Below are 19545 nucleotides of genomic sequence, written 5' to 3' on the forward strand. Positions count from 1 at the left end.
GGTCTATTAAAAATCTATGAAAAAATCTATGAAAAAATTTATATACAGTGTGGCAGTGCTTCTTTTCGGTATGACCGCCACATCATGTGAGGATTTTCTTGATAAGACTCCATTCGATAGGGTGGATCCACAGACGAATGTCACCGATGAGGTGGCTGAGGCTCTTGCGAATGCCTGCTATGTGCCTTTGCGTTCGTCAAACCTTTACAATCAGCGTATATGGGGTCTTGACATTGTGGCGGGCAACTCCAATGTTGGTGCCGGTGGTGGCGACGACGGTATAGAGACCATCCAGTGTGCTAATTTTAATACGTTGAGCGATAACGCTATGGCTCTATATATGTGGCGTTCGCCGTGGATCGGTATCGCTCAGTGTAACAATCTGCTGAAGGCTCTGAAGAGTGAGAATGAGGTGAGCGAGATGATTGCGACGCGCTCAGAGGGTGAGGCACTGTTCCTTCGTGCGCACTACTACTATATCCTTGCGCGTCTTTTCGGCGGTGTGCCCCTCCGTCTTGAACCGTATGACCCCGACACGTCGAGTGCGATAGCACGCGCTTCGCTTGCCGACACTTATACTCAGATAATCGCGGATTGCTCACGTGCCGCAGAGCTTCTCCCGGCAAAGGCTGACTATTCCGAACATGAGCTTGGACGTGCGTGCAAGGATGCCGCCCTATATATGCTTGCCGACATTTATCTGACATTGGCACCCTCGAATCCGGAGTATTATCAGGATGTGGTGGATATCTGTAATGAGATTACTTCGCTTGGCTATAATCTCGCTTCATGCCCGTATGCCGACAATTTCAACTGCCCGGTGCGTAATGGTGCGGAGTCGATATTCGAGGTGCAGTATTCCGGCAGTACGGAGTCTGATTTCTGGGGAAACACACCCTACGCATCATGGCTCTCAACATTTATGGGACCGCGTGGTTCCAACATGGTAGCCGGCGGTTGGGGTTGGAATCAGCCTACCCAGGAGTTTATCGACCAGTATGAGGATGGCGACCTCCGCAAGCCTATCACAGTGTTCTATGAGGGATGTCCCGATTGGGAGGGTATGCCTTACCGCCCTTCTTATTCCAACACAGGCTACAACGTGAGAAAATTCCTTGTGTCGAAGACAATCTCTCCGGAGACCAACACATCGCCGGCAAACTTCGTGGTCTACCGCTATGCCGGAGTGCTTCTCATGCAGGCAGAGGCTCTTAATGAACTTGGCATGACGTCGAGTGCTGCTGCTCCCGTCAATGAGGTGCGCAAGAGGGCAGGTCTTCCGGCACTCTCCTCATCTCTTTCCAAGGATGCGATGCGTGAGGCGATAATCCACGAACGCCGTATGGAACTTGCCTTTGAGGGTCATCGTTGGTTTGACATGATCCGCCTTGACAATGGCGACTATGCAGTCAAGTTCCTGCACTCAATCGGCAAGACAAATGCAACGAAGGAGCGTCTTCTTTTTCCGATACCTCAGACAGAGATGGATGCCAATCCTCTGATGACACAGAATCCCGGTTATTAATCTATTTCAACGACCAAAGACATGAAACTTAAATATATTCAAATCGCGATGGCGTCAGCTTTGCTGATGACGGCAGGCGCGTGTGGCGACAACGACTATACCGTGCTTGACAAGGGTTCGGATGAGCTTGTGATCACTGCCGGATCTTCAGATCTCGTGCTTGACGAGACAAACCATAGCCTTGAGGCAATCTCACTGAAATGGTCTACAGGCAATAACTACGGCACCGGAAATGCAATCAGCTATACGCTGGAACTTGCCGAGACAGGCACTGATTTTGCCGATTCATATATCGTGGTGGATAATCAGAAGCAGGTCTACTCCTGGACTCCCAATGTGGAGCAGCTTAATGAGATCATCCGTAATCAATTCGGGGTGAAAGGGGGCGATGGTATCTCGCTCGATGCCAAGGTGACTGCAAGCGTGGCTGGCGAGGAACGGGTGCAGACTTCTGTGACTACGTTCACAGTTGTCACTTATACTCCGGTGAGCACAACGCTCTATATGATCGGAGACGCCACCCCCAACGGCTGGAGTGCTGATGATGCTACGGCAATGACACGGATTGAGAATGGAGTCTTCTCTTGGACCGGAAATCTTTCCGTCGGTGATTTCAAATTCATAACCACATCCGGAAATTTCCTCCCGTCGTATAACAATAATGGAAACGGCAGCCTCGTTTATCGTACAAGCGATGACCAGCCCGATGAGAAGTTCCATATAGATGAGGCTCACACATATAAGGTGGATGTGAATCTCCTTGATCTCACTGTCAAGATGACTCAGGTGGAGGGTATCACCCCGGCATACGACACGCTCTTCATAGTGGGTAACGAGACAGACTGGGGCTTCCGTCAGATGTGGCAGGATCCTCTTGATCCGTTCCTTTTCCGTATCGGCGTCTTCTTTGAGAAGGGTGGTGAATTTAAGTTCGGCACATCCGAAGGCTCATGGGAGAATATGTATAAGGCTACCGAAGAGAATGCGTCATACACCAATTCCTCAGTAGAGTTTGTGAAGGGTTTTGATCCGGACAACAAATGGTTTCTCACGCAGGATGAGACCAACAAGGCTTATAAGATATGTCTTGATATCCGCACAGGCGAGGAGAGAATGATTATGCGTCTGTTCACCCCTTATCCGGAGATGTTTCTTGTCGGAGACGCCACCCCAAACGGATGGGATCTCGGTAATGCCACCCCTATGACACAGGATGCGGCTGATCCGAATATCTTCACATGGACCGGGAATCTCAATGTCGGTGAGATGAAATTCTCTGCCGATAAGCAGGATGATTGGAACGGGGCATGGTTTATGCCTGACACAGAGAATGCCGCAGCTACCGGATCTGTGCAGAGAATGATTTTCATCAATAAGAGCGATAATGCCTGTCAGGAGGAATATAAGGATCTTTCCACGGGAGGAGTCGATCTTAAATGGAAAATAACGGAAGCCGGAAGCTATACGATAACCCTCAACCAATTGCTGGATGAGGTGATAATAAAGAAAAATTGATCTTTGTCTTAACTAAATTTTCTAATCTCTCTAACAAATGGTGAAAATGAATATGTTATCTATAGGGCTGCTGATGATGGCTGCCGCATGTGGTTCATCCGGTAATGATGAGCCGAATAAGCCTAATCCAACTCCGGGGGAGGATAACAAGGTGACTGATGTCGCCACTGTCAAGTCTAATCTGAGCGTCGGGCTTTCCACTGATAGGGCTTGTTATGCTCCGGGGGAGAGGGTGGAGTTCACGGCTTCCGAACTGCCGGGAAGGGCTAAGATACGCTACCGCCACGGATCTTCCATAGTAAAGGAGGAACCTATGACCTCGTTGAAGTGGTATTGGACTCCATCCAACACTGATTTTAAAGGGTATATGGTGGAGATATGGGCGCCCGGCGATAAGGATAATGAGGAGGTGATTCTCGGGACAATCGCGGTGGACGTTTCAAGCGACTGGACGAAATATCCCCGTTATGGCTTTGTCGCAACGTTTGATGATTCCAAACTTGCCGATGGAGTGATAGAGAATGAGATGGCTTTCCTTAACAGGTGTCATATCAATGGTGTGCAATTTCAGGATTGGCATTACAAGCACCATTGGCCTATGCCCGGCACACGTGACAACGTGCTGGAATCATATACTGACATTGCCAACCGTACTCTTTCTGCCGAGGCTGTGAAGAAGTATATCTCAGTGCAACATTCTCTCGGCATGAAATCGATATTCTACAATCTTTGTTTTGGAGTGCTCGATGATGCAAAGGCTGACGGAGTGAAGGATGAATGGTATCTTTTCAAGAATCCCAACCGTGGCGATAAGGATATGCACACCCTCCCGTCAAACTGGAAGAGCAATATCTATCTTGTAGACCCGGCAAATGAGGAATGGCAGGCTTATCTTGGCGAGCGCAATGATGAGGTATATGCCAATTTTGATTTCGACGGGTATCAGATCGACCAGCTTGGCAACCGTGGCGACCTTTATGACTACAATGGTAACAAGGTGAATCTTCCGAAAGGTTATGCCTCATTTATCGGGGCGATGAAGCAGAAGCATCCTGCAAAACGTCTGATCATGAATGCCGTGAGCAGCTACGGCGCGTCACAGATAGCCGGATCGGGTAAGGTGGATTTCTGCTATAATGAGTTGTGGAATGATGAGGCGAATTTCGATGATCTCCATACAGTGATAAAGGCGAATGATTCATACAGCGGTAACTCCCTGCGCACTGTCTTCGCTGCATACATGAATTATGACAAGGCTGACAAGACTACAGGTGAGTTCAATACTCCCGGTATCCTTATGGCGGATGCCGTGATGATGGCTCTCGGCGGTTCTCATCTTGAACTTGGCGACCACATGCTTTCGCGTGAGTATTTCCCCGCTTCACCATTGTCAATGTCGGAGGAATTGCGTGATGCGATTGTGCATTACTATGATTTCATGACGGCTTATCAGAATCTTCTCCGCGACACATCGACAGAGACAGAGTTTAAGGCGGAGATGAAATGCACGGATGCCTCAAAACGGGTGAATATCAATGCATGGCCTCCCAAGGAGAATGGTCTGACCACATACGCGAAGAATGTGGATGGGAAAAAGGTGGTTCATCTTCTGAATTTCCGCAACATTGATAATCTGAGCTGGCGTGATCTCAACGGCGAGCGTCCTGCCCCGCGTCTCACTCTCAATACTCCGCTTGAGTTGACACATTCCGGTAAGGTGACAAGGGTATGGACTGCCTCTCCCGATTATCATGGCGGTGCGGTGGTGGAATTGCCGTTCACTCAATCCGGAGATAAGCTGACATTCACGCTCCCATCTCTCAAATATTGGTCTATGATCGTGGTGGAATGACATTACAGATATTTTCCCGGAGTCATTAAATCTGATTCCGGGGAGATATTTCCCGGAAGATATAATGAAGTCGGGAAACTTCAGTTATAAAATAAACTAACCTTGAAAAATATGATCTTGAAAATATGATCTTGAGAAATAATATAATGATGACAAGAATTGCACCTGCTGTATTATTGGCAGCGTTTTCGCTGGCTGCTAATGCGGTGGAGGTGAAGTCGCCCGATGGTAAGGTGGCGGTTGATTTCGACGTGAAGAATGGTGTGCCGACGTATTCAATGACGTTTGACGGCAAGACGGTGATAAAGCCGTCGACTCTCGGCCTTGAGCTGGTCAATGCCAATGACCTGATGGATGGTTTTAATATAGTCGGGTCGGAAACCTCTGCCTTTGATGAGACTTGGCAGCCGGTATGGGGCGAGACAAAGGATATACGCAACCATTATAATGAATTGCTGGTGAAACTCCGGCAGACTTCTACGGATAGATTTATGAATCTCCGGTTCCGGGTGTATGACGACGGTATGGGGTTCCGTTATGAGTTTCCGCAACAGAAGAATCTGGTGTACTTTGTAGTGAAGGATGAACATTCTCAGTTTGCGATGAACGGGGATCACACTGCATGGTGGATTCCGGGTGATTATGATACTCAGGAGTATGACTATACCGAGAGCCGTCTGTCGCAGATCAGAGGATTGATGGAGGGGGCGATTACAGATAATGCTTCGCAGACACAGTTCTCTCCGACAGGGGTGCAGACTTCGCTTCAGATGAAGACTGACGATGGTCTTTACATCAATCTGCATGAGGCTGCATTGGTGGATTACTCATGCATGCATCTGAATCTTGATGATAAGAATATGGTGTTTGAGTCATGGCTGACTCCGGATGCACAGGGTAACAAGGGGCATCTTCAGGCTCCCGCCAAGACTCCGTGGCGCACGGTGATTGTAAGCGATGATGCACGCGATATGCTCTCCTCAAATCTGATATTGAACCTGAATGAGCCGTGTGTATATACCGACACCTCGTGGATCAAACCGGTGAAGTATGTCGGCGTATGGTGGGAGATGATCGGCGGCGGCAAGCAATGGTCATACACTTTTGATCTGCCGTCGGTGAAACTTGAGACTCTTGACTATTCCCAGACCAAACCTCACGGTCAGCATCCTGCCAATAATGAGAATGTGAAGAAATATATTGATTTCGCTGCCGAGCATGGTTTCGATCAGGTGCTCGTGGAGGGATGGAACATCGGTTGGGAGGATTGGTTTGGCAACTCGAAGGATTACGTGTTTGACTTCCAGACCCCATATCCCGATTTCGATATAAAGATGCTCAATGACTACGCCCATTCAAAGGGGGTGAGGCTTATGATGCACCATGAGACTTCCGGATCCGTGCGTAACTATGAGCGACACATGGAGGCGGCATACGACCTTATGGATAAGTATGGCTATAATTCGGTGAAGAGCGGTTATGTCGGCAATATGATTCCGCGTGGCGAACATCATTACGGACAGTGGCTCAACAATCATTATCTCTATGCTGTCACAGAGGCTGCCAAGCATAAGATCATGGTAAATGCTCATGAGGCGGTACGTCCGACAGGTCTTTGCCGCACATATCCCAACCTTATCGGCAACGAGAGCGCACGAGGCACGGAATATGAGTCGTTTGCAGGTAATAAGCCGTCGCATACCACGGTGTTGCCGTTCACGCGTCTTCAGGGTGGTCCGATGGACTATACTCCCGGCATCTTCGAGATGGATATGAAGAAGGTGAACCCCAACAGTCAGGGTCATGTCAACAGCACGCTTGCGCGTCAGTTGGCTCTGTATGTCACCATGTACAGTCCTCTTCAGATGGCTGCGGATGTGCCGGAGGTCTACAACCGTTTCATGGATGCTTTCCAGTTTATAAAGGATGTGCCGGTAGATTGGGACGAGAGCCGTTATCTTGAGGCGGAGCCGGGGCAGTATATTGTGGCTGCCCGTAAACGCAAGGGTGGCGATGATTGGTATGTAGGCTGCACGTCGGGTGAGAACGGACATGCGTCTACACTCTCTCTCGATTTCCTTGAACCGGGAAAGAAATATGAGGCTACGATATATGCCGATGCTCCGGATGCTCATTATCAGAATAATCCGCAGGCATACGTCATCAGTAAGAAAAAGGTGGATGCAAAGACGCGCCTGAAGATGAAGGCGGCTCCCGGTGGCGGTTACGCCATATCGATCAAACCGATGAAATGAGGATGTAAAGGTAAAAAAGATAGGTTTTTGAAGAGTATGTGGATGAGTCTGCATACTCTTTTTTCGTTTTTTGATGATAAAAAAGGCTTGTCGGGTGTTTCTATTATAGGTTTAAGGTAAAAAATCCACTATATGCCGGAAGATTCGCTTTCGGCAGTCAGCTGCGAGGCTGATGTGACGTTTTCATAATTCAATTGCTATAGAAATGGCTAAACAGTTTGGTATCATTTTCGGATGCCTGTTTTTAGGTGAGTTGTTGGCTCTTGTGCCCGGTATGACGATTCCGGGGAGTATCTGGGGGATGTTGATTCTGACGTTCCTGCTCAACAGGGGGGTGGTGCGTGCCGCTACCATCAAACCCGTGTGTAAGTTTCTTACGGATAACATGGCGTTTTTCTTCATTCCGCCGGGTGTCGCGCTGATGCTTTATTTTGACCTTATCGGTAAGGAGCTGATCCCGATTATGGTTGCGACAGTTGTCAGCATAATAATCGTGTTGCTTGTGACGGGGCATCTGCATCAGTATCTACATTCCCGTTCGAAACATCATAACCAACATAAATAATATCACTGAAGTTTCGCAAGCTGCACTTCAGTGGTTTATAGTTTATAGTTTAAGGTTTAAGATTCACGGAAATCCTCGAATCTTTTCATTATACAAAATTTAATGATCATAAACCATAAACTTTAAACATTAAACCATTTAAGTGAAGCAAGTTGGCAAACTTGCGAAACTTAAATAATATCGTATCATGACTTTCATTGAAATAGCCCGTAATCCTCTCTCTACGATAACCCTCACATTTGTGGTGTTCTGGCTGACGACGGCACTTCAGCGTCGCACTCGTCTGGCAATTCTTAATCCTCTGGTGCTTACAATAGCTTTCCTGATAACGTTCCTGAAACTGACGGGTATATCTTTTGAGCAGTATTATGAGGGTGGGCGTATGATTGAGTTCTGGCTTAAGCCGGCAATCGTAGCGTTGGCATTGCCTCTTTATAATGAGTTGAAGCATATAAAGAGCCAGTTCATGTCGTTGTTTCTCACGGAATTGGCGGGATGTGCTGTTGGGGTCATATCCGTTGTGCTGATAGCGTCATGGCTTGGGGCGAGTCCGGAGGTGATACGTTCGTTGGCACCGAAGTCGGTATCGACGCCTATAGCGATAGAGATCACGCGTCAGCTCGGTGGTATTCCTGCATTGACGTCGGCGATAGTCGTTCTGGTCGGCATGATAGGGGCGATGGCAGGCGTGAAGACGATGGAGTGGGGACGTATAAAGAGTCCGGTGTCGAAGAGTCTGAGCATGGGCACGGCGGCACACGTGATGGGCACCAACCGCATGAGCGAGTATGGCGACCGCTATGGGGCATACGCCACACTCGGACTAATCCTAAACGGCATACTGACCGCCTTCCTTGCCGGTCCGATAGTGAATCTCATACTCTGACTTCAATGGATTTTGATTTTGAAACCTTGATTTGTTGAACTTTGATTTTAATAAACAGGGTCTAAGACTCAATGATCCAACTGTCGATAGAGCGTATTTCAGAGGAGAAGTTGGCACCTATTTTTATGATTTTCCTACCATCAGCTTTGAATGGAAGCATATAGTCTTTAGAGTCAATCTGTTCGAGTGCTTCCTTTGCAGATTTGTCGATTTTGAATTCGAAGATATATATGTAGTCAGCAGTACGGATAAGCATGTCGATTCTTCCGGATGCAGTCTTATATTCAATATCGGTGTGGAAACCCATAAGTTTCATTATTATGTAGATCACATCTTGATAGTGCCGTTCAAGATTTTTGAGATCGAAAGAGTCATATCCGAAGTCGGAGAAGAAACTTTGCAGTCGCTGCATGAAGTCTTCTGTGCGACCGTTACGCACATCAAGAACAAACTTACGGATAGCAAACTCTGTTTCATTCTCGGGAATGTCGGTGTAGATACATAACAGATAATTTAGGAATCCTCGTTCTACCTCCATATTTGGGAATCCGAGTCTGACCATTCTGAATTCCTTATCATATCCTTTTATTGTGAGATAACCGCTCTGATATAGCACGGAAATATAATTGGAAAGGTTGAAGGAGACATCAGACAATGCCCTGATGCCGGAATCATAATTATTCAGATGCTGCAGGCTTATATTTCCGTTGCGTATCATCTTCACAAGGGATGTTGGTGTGCCTGTGCGGAACCAGTAGTCATCAAAATTGCATTCACTCAGAGAGTTCAGTAGACTGAAAGGATTATAAATGTCGGGGCTGTTAACAGGAGAGAAATGGTAGCCGTCATAATTGCGTTTCAATTCCTTATATACACTCTCTACAGAGGTTCCCTCTTTTTTTGAGAATAACTTTATCCGTTCATGAAAATATTTGTGAAGTTCTTCGGTAGTTATCCCGCATATACCGGCGTATTGCTCAGACATTGATATGTCTTGAAGATTATTGAGGTCGCTGAATATGCTGAGATACCCGAAGCGTGTCACTCCGGTGAGCATTGCAAACCGTATATGTGCATCTTGTCCCTTCAGATTTCCGTATATACCGCGTAGTTCATTGCGTATCTGCTCTTGAAGAGGCTCGTTATCGACAGTCTCAAGAAGTGCCTTGTCATATTCATCAATAAGTATGACAACCCGTTTCCCGGTCTTATTATGTGCAGTCTGTATGATTCTTCTGAATCTTACCCCAAAGGTGTCGGCATCATCAGTGGTGATTTCATATTTATTTTCAAATTCTGTAAAGATTCTATTAATCTGGCTTTCGAATCCCTTGAAAGAGTTGTAGTTATTTCCGCTGAAATCAAAATGGAGCACGGGATGCGGTTCCCAGTCATGTTCATACTCGGCAATTGCCAGCCCTTCGAACAGTTCCCGTCTCCCTTCGAAGAAGGCTTTTATAGTGGATAGCAGAAGGGATTTGCCGAACCGTCTCGGACGGCTCAGAAATATATATTTGCTTGTAGAGACAAGATTGTGTATATATTCTGTCTTGTCAACATATACTAATCCATTTTCTCTTATTTCCGAGAAAGTCTGGATTCCGATGGGAAACAACATTCTGCTCATGCCTGATTCTTTTGGGGACATTAATTTACAAAAGTAACAAATAAAAACGGAAGGATGAATATATTACTAATTTTTTTGTAATTTTGTAAGAATTGAGAATCTGACTTAAGAGGGGCAGATAACTTCGATTACTTTATTATAATTCCTTCTATCATGAAAAGACTAATACGATCTCTTTCAGCCGTCGCCTTTTCCGTATTTATAGCAATCCCGGATAGTGGATTGGCAGCTGACGGGAAGACTACAGAGGATGACAACACTTACGTCACGGTCAGTACAAGCCATGGGGATTTTACTCTCATGCTATATGACGAGACACCGCTACATCGGGATAACTTCATTCGCCTGTGTAATGATGGCACCTACGAGGGGGTGCTGTTCCATCGGGTGATCAAGGATTTTCTCATACAGGGAGGGGATCCCAAGAGCAAAGAGCAGCAAGCCGGCGTGGCGTATGGAGATGGGGATGGCGGATATTGCGTATATTCAGAGATCCTGCCTGAAAAATTTTGCAAGCAAGGTGCTTTGATAGATGCTAAGCTGGGTGATGACGTGAATCCTACGCGAATGTCGGCGGGGACACAGTTCTGCGTTGTGCAAGGGCGTAAGTTCACGGATGAAGAGCTTGACAAGACGGAGGTACGCCTAAATGAGTGGAACAAGAATTATCTGTATCATATCTCACGCTATGAACTGATGCTGGAAGATCCCTCATTGTCTGACCCCGCAAACGGCGATACCCTTAATGCGAAGGCGCGGGAGCGTGCTGCCTCACGCTATGCGGAGCAAGGTGCAATTACAATATCTCCTGAAAGGAGGACCATCTATAAGACAGTGGGAGGCACGCCGCATCTTGACGGGTCGGTGACTGTCTTTGGTGAGTTGGTTGATGGGCAGGATGTGGTAGAGAAGATTACGTTGATGGCGACTGATGATGCCGATCGTCCGAAAGAGGATGTCATAATCCTCTCCACGAAGGTGTGGAAAAAGTGAAAAAGTATGATGAAATATAATCTATAAAATCATGAAAAAGTTATTTATTGCGTTGGGGCTGACCATGGTGCCGGTATTGATGTCGGCGAAAGTGGTGCCCGGTTCCCTGATCACTGATAATATGGTGCTCCGTCAGAATGGAAAGGCAAAATTATATGGTACTGCCACGCCCGGTTCTGAGGTGAAGGCTACGCCTTCGTGGGATAATGTGACGCGAAGCGTGAAAGCCGGGACTGACGGCAAGTGGCAACTATTTGTAGAGACGCCTGCCGGCGGATATACACCTTATACCATCACATTGTCTGATTCACCTTCAAAAAAGGGTAAGGCGAATGCAGATGATGTCGTATTGAAGAATGTGCTGATAGGGGAGGTATGGCTTGCCTCCGGACAATCAAATATGGAGATGCCGCTGAAAGGCTTCGCCGGATGTTGCACGGAGGGTGGATATGACGAGATAGCGACATCGCGTCAGAAAGCCGACAAGATACGATTCTTTGTCGTGCCGCTGAAACAGAGCGATACTCCTCTTGATGAGGTCAGCTCCACATGGACTGTGCCGTCGCCCGACACATCGCCCGATTACAGTGCATTGGCATGGAATTTTGCGAAACGTCTGAACGACGTGCTTGACGTGCCGGTCGGCATAGTCAATTGTGCATACGGAGGTGCCAAGGTGGAGAGCTGGACACCGCGTGAGATTGTTGAGACTTATTCCGATGTGTCGCTTGATCCGGCGGATATAGAGAAGATGGTGCATTATCATCGTCCGGTGCTGATGTATAACGCCATGTTTAATCCAGTGAAGAACTATACGTATGACGGTATCATCTGGTATCAGGGATGCAGCAACGTAGGTCGTCATGAGGATTATCCGGCGCGTCTTGCCAATATGGTGGGACATTGGCGCAAGGAGATAGGGGAGGGGGAAATACCCTTCTATAGTGTTGAAATCGCACCATACGATTATGGGTCGGAAGATGGCAAGTCGTGGGCACCTCTTCTCCGTGAGGCTCAGTGGAAGGCTACAGATATCATACCCAATTCAGGCATAATCTGCACCAATGATCTGGTGAAACCATACGAGAGATTCAATATCCATCCTTCCGACAAGACTACTCCCGGAAAGCGTCTGGCGGAGCTTGCACTCAACAAGACGTATGGCAAGACGCGCTTCCCGGTGGTGTCACCACATTATAAGAGCCACAAATTTGAGGATGGCGCGGCATGGGTAGCGATAGACTCGCCGAGCGACGGTATCTGTCGTAATTATGATATAGAGGGTTTTGAGGTTGCGGGAGCCGACAAGGTTTTCCATCCTGCCGATTCCGTATGGTTCAAATGGCAGACCAACGAGTTTGTCGTGTCGAGTAAGGAAGTGCCCGAACCTGTAGCAGTGCGTTACGGCTGGCGCGACTTCCTTCCCGGCAACGTGCATGGTGGCAACTATCTTCCTCTGATACCATTCCGCACAGACGATTGGCAACCATAATTCCCTAAATTCCTGAAACAATGTGTCGGCATGTGTCAAAAATCTTGACATTTGCCGATATTTTATTTTAAATTGTATGTTTTTGCTTTAAAAATGACAATGTAAATATATTTTAACATAAAATTAAATAATTTTAACAGAATATATGATAAATATTCCGGAATTGTAGCATAAATTTGCAGCCGATAAACAACGTTAAGTTAATATTTCAACGCGTTTGGTGCCTTTAGTAAAGCTATTTTTGATTAAAATTATAAAAATGACAGCAAAGTTCAGGTAAGTCGGATTGGTTGTAAATTTTAATAATTTTAACTAAAAAATTTAAGATAGAAGTATATTTATAAGTTTAATTTATGGTAAGAGTATGAGAAAACTGTTTCTACTTCTCATGACTATTATTGGAGTTTCCTTGGGCGCGACAGCGCAGGAAAGGACAATTTCCGGTATAGTCATTTCAGGCGATGACAATGAACCGATTGTCGGAGCCACGGTAATGGTGGTAGGCACTACTATCGGCACAACGACTGACATTGACGGGCGGTTTACAATCCAAAACACCCCCCCCCAAATGCTAAAACTCTGAAAGTCAGCTATGTAGGTATGACCTCTCAAGAGGTGCCTATTACAAAAGGGGAGATTCGTATTGTATTGGGGCTTAACTCCGAAGTGCTTGACGAGGTTGTCGTGACGGCACTTGGAATCTCAAGGAGTGAGAAATCACTCGGATATGCTGCCACTCAAGTAGATGCGAGCGAGATTGAGCGTGCGCGCACATCCAACGTGATGGAGGCGCTTCAAGGTAAGGTGGCGGGTCTTCAGATCCAGACTACATCGTCAGATCCCGGTATGGCTAACAACGTGTCGATCCGTGGTCTCGGATCAATCAACGGTTCTAACCAGCCTCTCTACGTGGTTGATGGTGTGCCTATCGCCAACTCTACATTCAATACACAGGGTCATGCTATCGCTGCCGGAGGTATAAGCAACATTTCTCCGGACGATATTGCCACACTTACAGTGCTCAAAGGCGCAGCAGCTACTGCTCTCTATGGTAGCCGCGCAGCAAACGGCGTGATCATCATTACTACAAAGAGTGGTAAGAAGGGTAGCGGTAAGAATTATACGGTGACTTACAGCGGAACCGTCGAGGCAAGTCAGGTGAGTCTTATACCTGAGATGCAGAACAAATGGGGACAAGGTTGGAACGGAGGTCAGACCTTCATCGAGAATGGTTCGTGGGGACCTGCCCTTGACGGAAGCATACAGGTGTATGGTCCTATCTGGAATCATTCGCAGCTTATCCACACATACGATGCAAAGAAGAACAATGTGCGCGACTTCTTCGATACAGGCTGGTCGCAGACCCACAATGTGGCTATCAGCGGATCGAGCAATGATGAGAAGATGACGTACTACACATCCTATTCCTACACCGGCAACAACGGTATCATGCCTACGGATGCCGATTCATACGCACGAAACACTATCGCGTTCCGCGGATCTTATCAGCCGGAGAAATGGTTTAAGATATCTACGGCGATGAACTTCTCCAACTGGAAGACAAAGACAGTAGGTTCATTCCAGGGTACATCCGTGATTGATGGTGTATATGAGGTGCCGCGTGATATGTCGATTGTCGACCGCAAGAACCTAAACACGGCATTCGATACTCCGGAGGCATACTACACTCCTTATGGCATCACCAACCCTTACTGGGCAATAGCCAACAATAAGAATGAATTGAACGGCAAGCAGACGTTCGGTAAACTTCAGGCAGACATAATGCCTATCGATGGTCTTACACTTACGTATCGTTTCGGTTTCGACTATTCCGATTATGACCAGAAGCAGGGTTTCCCGCAGATTGCTCTTGATGATGCTCTTATCAATGAGGACTACGGTTATGCTCCCAGCAACATGAATCAGGCGGGCTACGTGTATTCATATTATAGCCGTCGTTACGAACTCAACCATGACTTCCTTGCCAACTACAACAGGCAGTTCTTCGACGAGCGTTTTGACCTTGGTGTCACTGTCGGCGTCAATATGAACGAACGCTTCTCCACCTACATGAACGGTGAGACAGATGACTTGGCGATCAACACCGGCTTCTGGCATCTCAGCAACGGCGCGACACGCACTACACTCGGTGAGAGTCAGAGCAAGCGTCGCCTTGTAGGTTTTTTCGGAGATGTGACTCTCGGCTGGGATAATTTCCTTTATCTTGACGTCACTGCACGTAACGACTGGTCGTCAACTCTTCCAAAGGGGAATAATTCCTTCTTCTATCCCGGTATCACCTTCAGCGGCATATTCACCAAATATGTGCCGAAGAATGAGGTGCTGACCTTCGGAAAGATCCGACTTGCATACGGTAAGACCGGTAATGATGCCTCTCCATATTACACGGCCACCAACTACACTCAGGCATATACCAATGGCTATTACGGCAGCTATATCATCAAGTTCCCATTCAATGCAGTGAATGCCTTCATGGCTTCCTCTACGGCAGGTTCCAACACGCTTCGTCCGGAGATGACCTCTGAGTTTGAGGTAGGTGCCAACCTGAAGTTCTTCAATGGAAGAATTGATCTCGACGCTTCTTACTATAACCGCGTCACCGACGACCAGATATTCACCCTTCCGGTGGATCCGTCGACAGGCTACAGTTATCAGGTGGTCAATTTCGGTAAGGTGCGTAACCGTGGTGTGGAACTTGTGTTGAACACTATCCCTGTTCAGACCCCGAACTTCACTTGGGAACTCGGATTCAACTTCTCAAAGAACTACAACAAGGTCATCTCCCTTCCGGAGAGTCTTGATGGTGGAAAGGTTTCGATCTATAGTTTCTCCGCAGGCAACGACGCAGTCTATATGTATGCGGAGCAAGGTAAGGCAATCGGACAGTTCTATACATATCTTCCCCAATATGTGACAGACGAGAAGAGTCCTTATTATGGCAGTCCTATCGTCGACAACAACGGTCAGCCGGTGCTGAGCGATGAGATTCAGGCTACAGGCGCGAGCATGAACCATAAATGGACGGGCGGTATCACTACGGCGTTCACAGCGTATGGTGTGACACTGAGCGCGGCATTCGATATCCGCTACGGCGGCAAGATGTTCTCCCGCACGAAGAACCTCATGCAGTTCACCGGCAACGGCAAGGTGACTGAGGAGAATGAGCGTCGTCCCTTCATTATCCCTAACTCTGTCGTGGCAAACGGTGATGGCACGTATAGCGAAAACACCACTCCTATATATGTAGCCAACAGCAGTTTCCAGGACTATTTCAACAACTATGGATGGGGAGCCGGAGGCGAGGCTTATCTGATTGACCGCTCATATTGCAAGGTGCGCAACATATCATTGAGCTGGAACCTTCCGCAGAAATGGGTGAAGAGCATGTATCTCAATGAGATTGTCCTCACTGCATACTGCAACAATCCGTTTATCTGGACAGCGAAAGACAACCGTTATGTCGATCCGGAGTCGTCTACCAGTGTGGATTCCGGTGATGTCGGATATGGCTTCGGTGAGCTATATACCAATCCGTCATGCCGCACTTACGGTCTGAACCTAAAAGTTACATTCTAAAGATTATCAGCAATGAACAAGATATTATTGTCAGGGGTAATGGCTTTGTCGCTCACTCTCGGAGCGTGCGACAGCTATCTCGACATCAACGAGAGCCCCAATTCCCCGGCAGTCGGCAACCTGACTCCCGACTTGATCTTCCCGGGCGCAGAAATGGCTTTTGCAAACAGCTATAGTGATTATTTCCGCATTACGGGCGGATATTTCGCACAGCATTATTCCCAATTTTTTGGCACCTCAAACTATATGGACTATAGCCAGTTCATGCAGAGTGCGGTTAGGTCGAGCAGCACATATTCCAATCTCGCCACACGCACGCTACAGAACATGTCAACTGTCATCAGTCTTGCGGAGGCTTCCGAGAGCTATGGCACCGTGCTCGCAGCTACGGTGATACGTGCGGCCGTGTATCAGGCTATGGTGGATTGCTACGGAGAGATTCCCTACAGCGAATCGCTCGACATCAACAACATCACCCCGAAATATGACGAAGGTAAGGACATATATGCCGGCATCATCGCAGAGCTTGATGAAGCAATCTCGAAGGTGGGCGGGATGGAGACCGTCTGTACAAATTTCCTTCTTCCGGGTGCACGCTCCTCGGAATGGGTGAAAGTGGCGAATGCCCTCAAACTTAGGATACTGATGCGAGAGAGCAACGCCGTAGATGTCAAGAGCCAGCTGGATGCACTTGTGAAGGAGAATAATTTCCCTACTTCCGACGTGGCATGGGCAAACTGCTGGAAGAATGAGAGTGGACAGGCTAACCCGTTCTATCAGGAGGAGTTTGCCACCTATTTCGGTTCTACCCAGCAGAACGTGATTCTCAACCTTGCGCTTCTTGCCACGATGAATGCTGCCGACGATGCGCGTCTGAAGGCATTCTTCAATCCTAACATTGATAAATCGGAATATACAGGTGGCGTGTCAGGCACAAACTTTTCCACTACTACATCGTACAAGGCAAATTATTGGTGCCGTCCCAACGTGAAGTATGATGATCCGGTCTATCTGATCACACGTTCGGAGATTGAGTTCTTCCTTGCCGAGTATGAGGCACGTTATGGCTCACAGGCATCGGCTGAGGCTCATTACAAGGCAGCAATCGAGGCTTCGTTCGCAACAGCCGGGGTAACAGGCGTAGAGACTGTTCTCGCAGCTTACCCATGGGATTCTACAAATTGGGCAAAATGTATAGGCATTCAGAAATGGGTGGCTCTTTCCGGTGTCAACAACTATGAGGCATGGTGCGAGATGCGCCGTCTGAAATTCCCGACCTTCGGAAACGTAACAGGCGATCAGATCTACAATGTGTTGACGGATGCATACGATCCTTCTATTCTTGAACCTGGCACACTATATACCCCGATAAAGGTTAACGGCACGCTTGGCTCTGACAAGTTGCTCCAGCGTTGGCCTTATCCGGAGTCTTCTGCCAACCGCAACAGCAAGACTCCCGAATACAAGGGGGACGGGGCTCCGGTGTTCTGGGCTCAGTAATTCTAATAATTTAATCAGCGAACACAGCAATGAAAAAATATATTTCGACAATAGCGGCAGGATTGGCTATCGTGGCTCTCGCTTCCTGTAGCAAAGACACCGAAGGGGTGACAGGCATAACTTATTATCCGGTAATAGAGCTTGAAGGACCCATCTATGATAAGGCAACGGCAGGCACCCCGTTTGTGGATCCCGGATATTCTTCCAGCCTTAACGGGGAGGATTATACAAGCAACGTTGTGGTCACTACGAAAATGGATTTATCCAATCCGAAACCGGGTTATTATTCGATAGTGTATTCCGCCACTAATTCCGATGGCTTCAGCGCATCAGCCACCCGCTATGTGCTCGTGTCGGATGCCGATGATCCGGTCAGTGGATACTATACGGTGAATGGCGGCAGTTATCGTGACTACAACGGGATTACGTACTATGGCGGCTATCAGGAAGTGATCTATGGTAATGGCGACGGCACATATCAGATTTCCGACCTTCTTGCCGGCTGGTATGAGTATCGGGCAGGATATGGCAGTGCGTATGCCTTGACTGGCGAACTGAAGGCTGATGCCGACAACAACATCACTCTCGAAAGCAGCTTCCTCTCCGGATGGGGAGACTCGGCAGGTGCTTTCTACGATGGCAAGTATGATGCTGCTACTGGTACTCTGTCATACGTGGTGGAATATACCGACTATCCTTTTATCTTCCACGTGATTCTTGACAAAAATGATTAATGGATAAAGTTTGACAAAATGAAAAAATATATAAACTACGCAATCCTCCTGATTGGAATGATATTCTTCAATGCTTGCAGCAAGGAGGATATTCCGATGACATCCACAGTGGATGTGGCGGGCGAATGGATGGTGACTGTCGATGTGGTCGATGGCGACAAGGTATATGAGGATCCTTTTGGATATGGACAGTTGATGTGGATCACCTACAACACCAGTGCAAACAATGGCACCGAGATATGGGTAGACGACCTCAAGAGTTTCTGGGAAACGAAAGTGAAGGTACCCTGCAACGTGGCAGACCGCACGTTTGGAAGCGCGACTCCGGTGCAGAATGCCTACTATGATTGCCAGGTGACTGTTTCGGACGGCAAGATTACTCCCGGCGGGACAGTGACACCGTCAGGTATGCCGGCAGATAAATTTGAGTGCTACGTGACCTACAGCGACGATGAGGATGGCTACACATATTACGTGCATGGCTATCGTCGCACAGGTTTTGTGGCTGATGAATGACAAATCATCCGGAGAAAGATGTGAATCCCCCGCCGGAGATTAATTTTCTCGTATGTAAATACTCTCTCCTCGCCTTTTTAGGGGGATAAAATCCGGAGGCAAAGAATAAGCCGGGCATGGTGTCGACACCATGTCCGGCTTATGTATTCGGGGGAATGATTGTGTGATATGATTACCGTTTGTTGACGGATCTGTTGATAAGTCCTACTATCCAGAGTAGCACGATGGCGCCGACAACGGATGTAATCAGGCTTCCGATAATGCTTGAGGTGTGGATTCCCAATGCGCTGAACATCCAGCCGCCCAATACGCCTCCGGCAACGCCGACGATGAGGTTGACGAGCCAGCCGAAGCCGCCGCCACGCATAAGTTTCCCGGCGATAAGCCCGGAAATAAGTCCGATAAATATAAACCAGATAAAACTCATAATAATTTCAATTTTAATTCAAATTCCTTAGATATGCGATAGAAGAAACGTTGATCCGTCC

The 19545-nt window shown here is 47.6% G+C and carries 15 protein-coding genes; 13 read left to right on the forward strand and 2 right to left on the reverse strand.

Annotation, left to right across the window (positions count from 1 at the left end):
• Positions 1–28 precede the first annotated feature (28 nt).
• The 6 genes from E5331_RS13320 (at position 29) to E5331_RS13345 (ending at position 8598) form a co-directional block, all read left to right on the forward strand.
• Entirely contained in the window at positions 29–1525 is a 1497-nt protein-coding gene (locus tag E5331_RS13320; RefSeq protein ID WP_135985352.1) for a RagB/SusD family nutrient uptake outer membrane protein, read from the forward strand.
• A 21-nt stretch (positions 1526–1546) separates the two neighbouring features.
• Positions 1547–3040, forward strand: a complete 1494-nt coding sequence (locus E5331_RS13325) for a SusE domain-containing protein (protein WP_135985354.1) — start codon at positions 1547–1549, stop codon at positions 3038–3040.
• A gap of 37 nt (positions 3041–3077) precedes the next feature.
• Complete coding sequence (locus E5331_RS13330) at positions 3078–4892, forward strand: endo-dextranase (protein ID WP_420813810.1); 1815 nt, start codon at positions 3078–3080, stop codon at positions 4890–4892.
• Positions 4893–5041: 149 nt separating this feature from the next.
• The gene (locus tag E5331_RS13335; RefSeq protein ID WP_135985367.1) at positions 5042–7147 is read left to right on the forward strand and encodes a glycoside hydrolase family 97 protein; all 2106 of its coding nucleotides are present in this window, start codon (positions 5042–5044) and stop codon (positions 7145–7147) included.
• A 205-nt stretch (positions 7148–7352) separates the two neighbouring features.
• Positions 7353–7712 carry a CidA/LrgA family protein gene (locus E5331_RS13340; RefSeq protein WP_123481529.1) on the forward strand — a complete coding sequence of 120 codons (360 nt, stop codon included), beginning with the start codon at positions 7353–7355 and terminating at the stop codon, positions 7710–7712.
• Between the two features lie 187 nt (positions 7713–7899).
• Positions 7900–8598 carry an LrgB family protein gene (locus tag E5331_RS13345; protein WP_123481528.1) on the forward strand — a complete coding sequence of 233 codons (699 nt, stop codon included), beginning with the start codon at positions 7900–7902 and terminating at the stop codon, positions 8596–8598.
• Positions 8599–8659: 61 nt separating this feature from the next.
• On the opposite strand, the gene E5331_RS13350 is transcribed toward E5331_RS13345, so the two are convergent.
• A complete protein-coding gene (locus E5331_RS13350) occupies positions 8660–10225 on the reverse strand; it encodes an ATP-binding protein (RefSeq protein ID WP_123481527.1) in 1566 nt (521 codons plus the stop codon).
• 153 nt (positions 10226–10378) lie between these two features.
• On the opposite strand from E5331_RS13350, the gene E5331_RS13355 reads away from it, so the two are divergent.
• The 7 genes from E5331_RS13355 (at position 10379) to E5331_RS13380 (ending at position 19057) form a co-directional block, all read left to right on the forward strand.
• Positions 10379–11218, forward strand: a complete 840-nt coding sequence (locus E5331_RS13355) for a peptidylprolyl isomerase (protein WP_123481526.1) — start codon at positions 10379–10381, stop codon at positions 11216–11218.
• 31 nt (positions 11219–11249) lie between these two features.
• The gene (locus E5331_RS13360) at positions 11250–12710 is read left to right on the forward strand and encodes a sialate O-acetylesterase (protein ID WP_135985356.1); all 1461 of its coding nucleotides are present in this window, start codon (positions 11250–11252) and stop codon (positions 12708–12710) included.
• Between the two features lie 364 nt (positions 12711–13074).
• Positions 13075–13293 (forward strand): carboxypeptidase-like regulatory domain-containing protein, encoded by a 219-nt coding sequence (locus E5331_RS20765; RefSeq protein WP_275441212.1) that lies wholly within the window; start codon positions 13075–13077, stop codon positions 13291–13293.
• 17 nt (positions 13294–13310) lie between these two features.
• Positions 13311–16307: a SusC/RagA family TonB-linked outer membrane protein gene (locus E5331_RS13365; protein WP_275441213.1), complete on the forward strand. Its 2997-nt coding sequence runs from the start codon at positions 13311–13313 to the stop codon at positions 16305–16307.
• A 12-nt stretch (positions 16308–16319) separates the two neighbouring features.
• Positions 16320–17807 (forward strand): SusD/RagB family nutrient-binding outer membrane lipoprotein, encoded by a 1488-nt coding sequence (locus E5331_RS13370; protein ID WP_123481524.1) that lies wholly within the window; start codon positions 16320–16322, stop codon positions 17805–17807.
• Between the two features lie 29 nt (positions 17808–17836).
• Entirely contained in the window at positions 17837–18541 is a 705-nt protein-coding gene (locus tag E5331_RS13375; protein ID WP_123481523.1) for a BT_2262 family domain-containing protein, read from the forward strand.
• Positions 18542–18559: 18 nt separating this feature from the next.
• Positions 18560–19057 (forward strand): lipid-binding protein, encoded by a 498-nt coding sequence (locus E5331_RS13380; protein WP_123481522.1) that lies wholly within the window; start codon positions 18560–18562, stop codon positions 19055–19057.
• Between the two features lie 172 nt (positions 19058–19229).
• On the opposite strand, the gene E5331_RS13385 is transcribed toward E5331_RS13380, so the two are convergent.
• The gene (locus E5331_RS13385) at positions 19230–19484 is read right to left on the reverse strand and encodes a GlsB/YeaQ/YmgE family stress response membrane protein (RefSeq protein WP_123481521.1); all 255 of its coding nucleotides are present in this window, start codon (positions 19482–19484) and stop codon (positions 19230–19232) included.
• Positions 19485–19545 lie beyond the last annotated feature (61 nt).

Source organism: Lepagella muris, assembly GCF_004793975.1.
GTDB lineage: Bacteria > Bacteroidota > Bacteroidia > Bacteroidales > Muribaculaceae > Lepagella > Lepagella muris.

Excerpts from the sequence above, each read along its gene's own strand:
- E5331_RS13345 (WP_123481528.1), top strand. The coding sequence starts at position 7,900 with ATGACTTTCATTGAAATAGCCCGTAATCCTCTCTCTACGATAACCCTC.
- E5331_RS13330 (WP_420813810.1), top strand. The coding sequence starts at position 3,078 with ATGGTGAAAATGAATATGTTATCTATAGGGCTGCTGATGATGGCTGCC.
- E5331_RS13325 (WP_135985354.1), top strand. The coding sequence starts at position 1,547 with ATGAAACTTAAATATATTCAAATCGCGATGGCGTCAGCTTTGCTGATG.
- E5331_RS13340 (WP_123481529.1), top strand. The coding sequence starts at position 7,353 with ATGGCTAAACAGTTTGGTATCATTTTCGGATGCCTGTTTTTAGGTGAG.
- E5331_RS13335 (WP_135985367.1), top strand. The coding sequence starts at position 5,042 with ATGACAAGAATTGCACCTGCTGTATTATTGGCAGCGTTTTCGCTGGCT.
- E5331_RS13385 (WP_123481521.1), bottom strand. The coding sequence starts at position 19,484 with ATGAGTTTTATCTGGTTTATATTTATCGGACTTATTTCCGGGCTTATC.
- E5331_RS13350 (WP_123481527.1), bottom strand. The coding sequence starts at position 10,225 with ATGAGCAGAATGTTGTTTCCCATCGGAATCCAGACTTTCTCGGAAATA.
- E5331_RS13320 (WP_135985352.1), top strand. The coding sequence starts at position 29 with ATGAAAAAATTTATATACAGTGTGGCAGTGCTTCTTTTCGGTATGACC.
- E5331_RS20765 (WP_275441212.1), top strand. The coding sequence starts at position 13,075 with ATGAGAAAACTGTTTCTACTTCTCATGACTATTATTGGAGTTTCCTTG.
- E5331_RS13375 (WP_123481523.1), top strand. The coding sequence starts at position 17,837 with ATGAAAAAATATATTTCGACAATAGCGGCAGGATTGGCTATCGTGGCT.
- E5331_RS13380 (WP_123481522.1), top strand. The coding sequence starts at position 18,560 with ATGAAAAAATATATAAACTACGCAATCCTCCTGATTGGAATGATATTC.
- E5331_RS13365 (WP_275441213.1), top strand. The coding sequence starts at position 13,311 with ATGACCTCTCAAGAGGTGCCTATTACAAAAGGGGAGATTCGTATTGTA.
- E5331_RS13360 (WP_135985356.1), top strand. The coding sequence starts at position 11,250 with ATGAAAAAGTTATTTATTGCGTTGGGGCTGACCATGGTGCCGGTATTG.
- E5331_RS13370 (WP_123481524.1), top strand. The coding sequence starts at position 16,320 with ATGAACAAGATATTATTGTCAGGGGTAATGGCTTTGTCGCTCACTCTC.
- E5331_RS13355 (WP_123481526.1), top strand. The coding sequence starts at position 10,379 with ATGAAAAGACTAATACGATCTCTTTCAGCCGTCGCCTTTTCCGTATTT.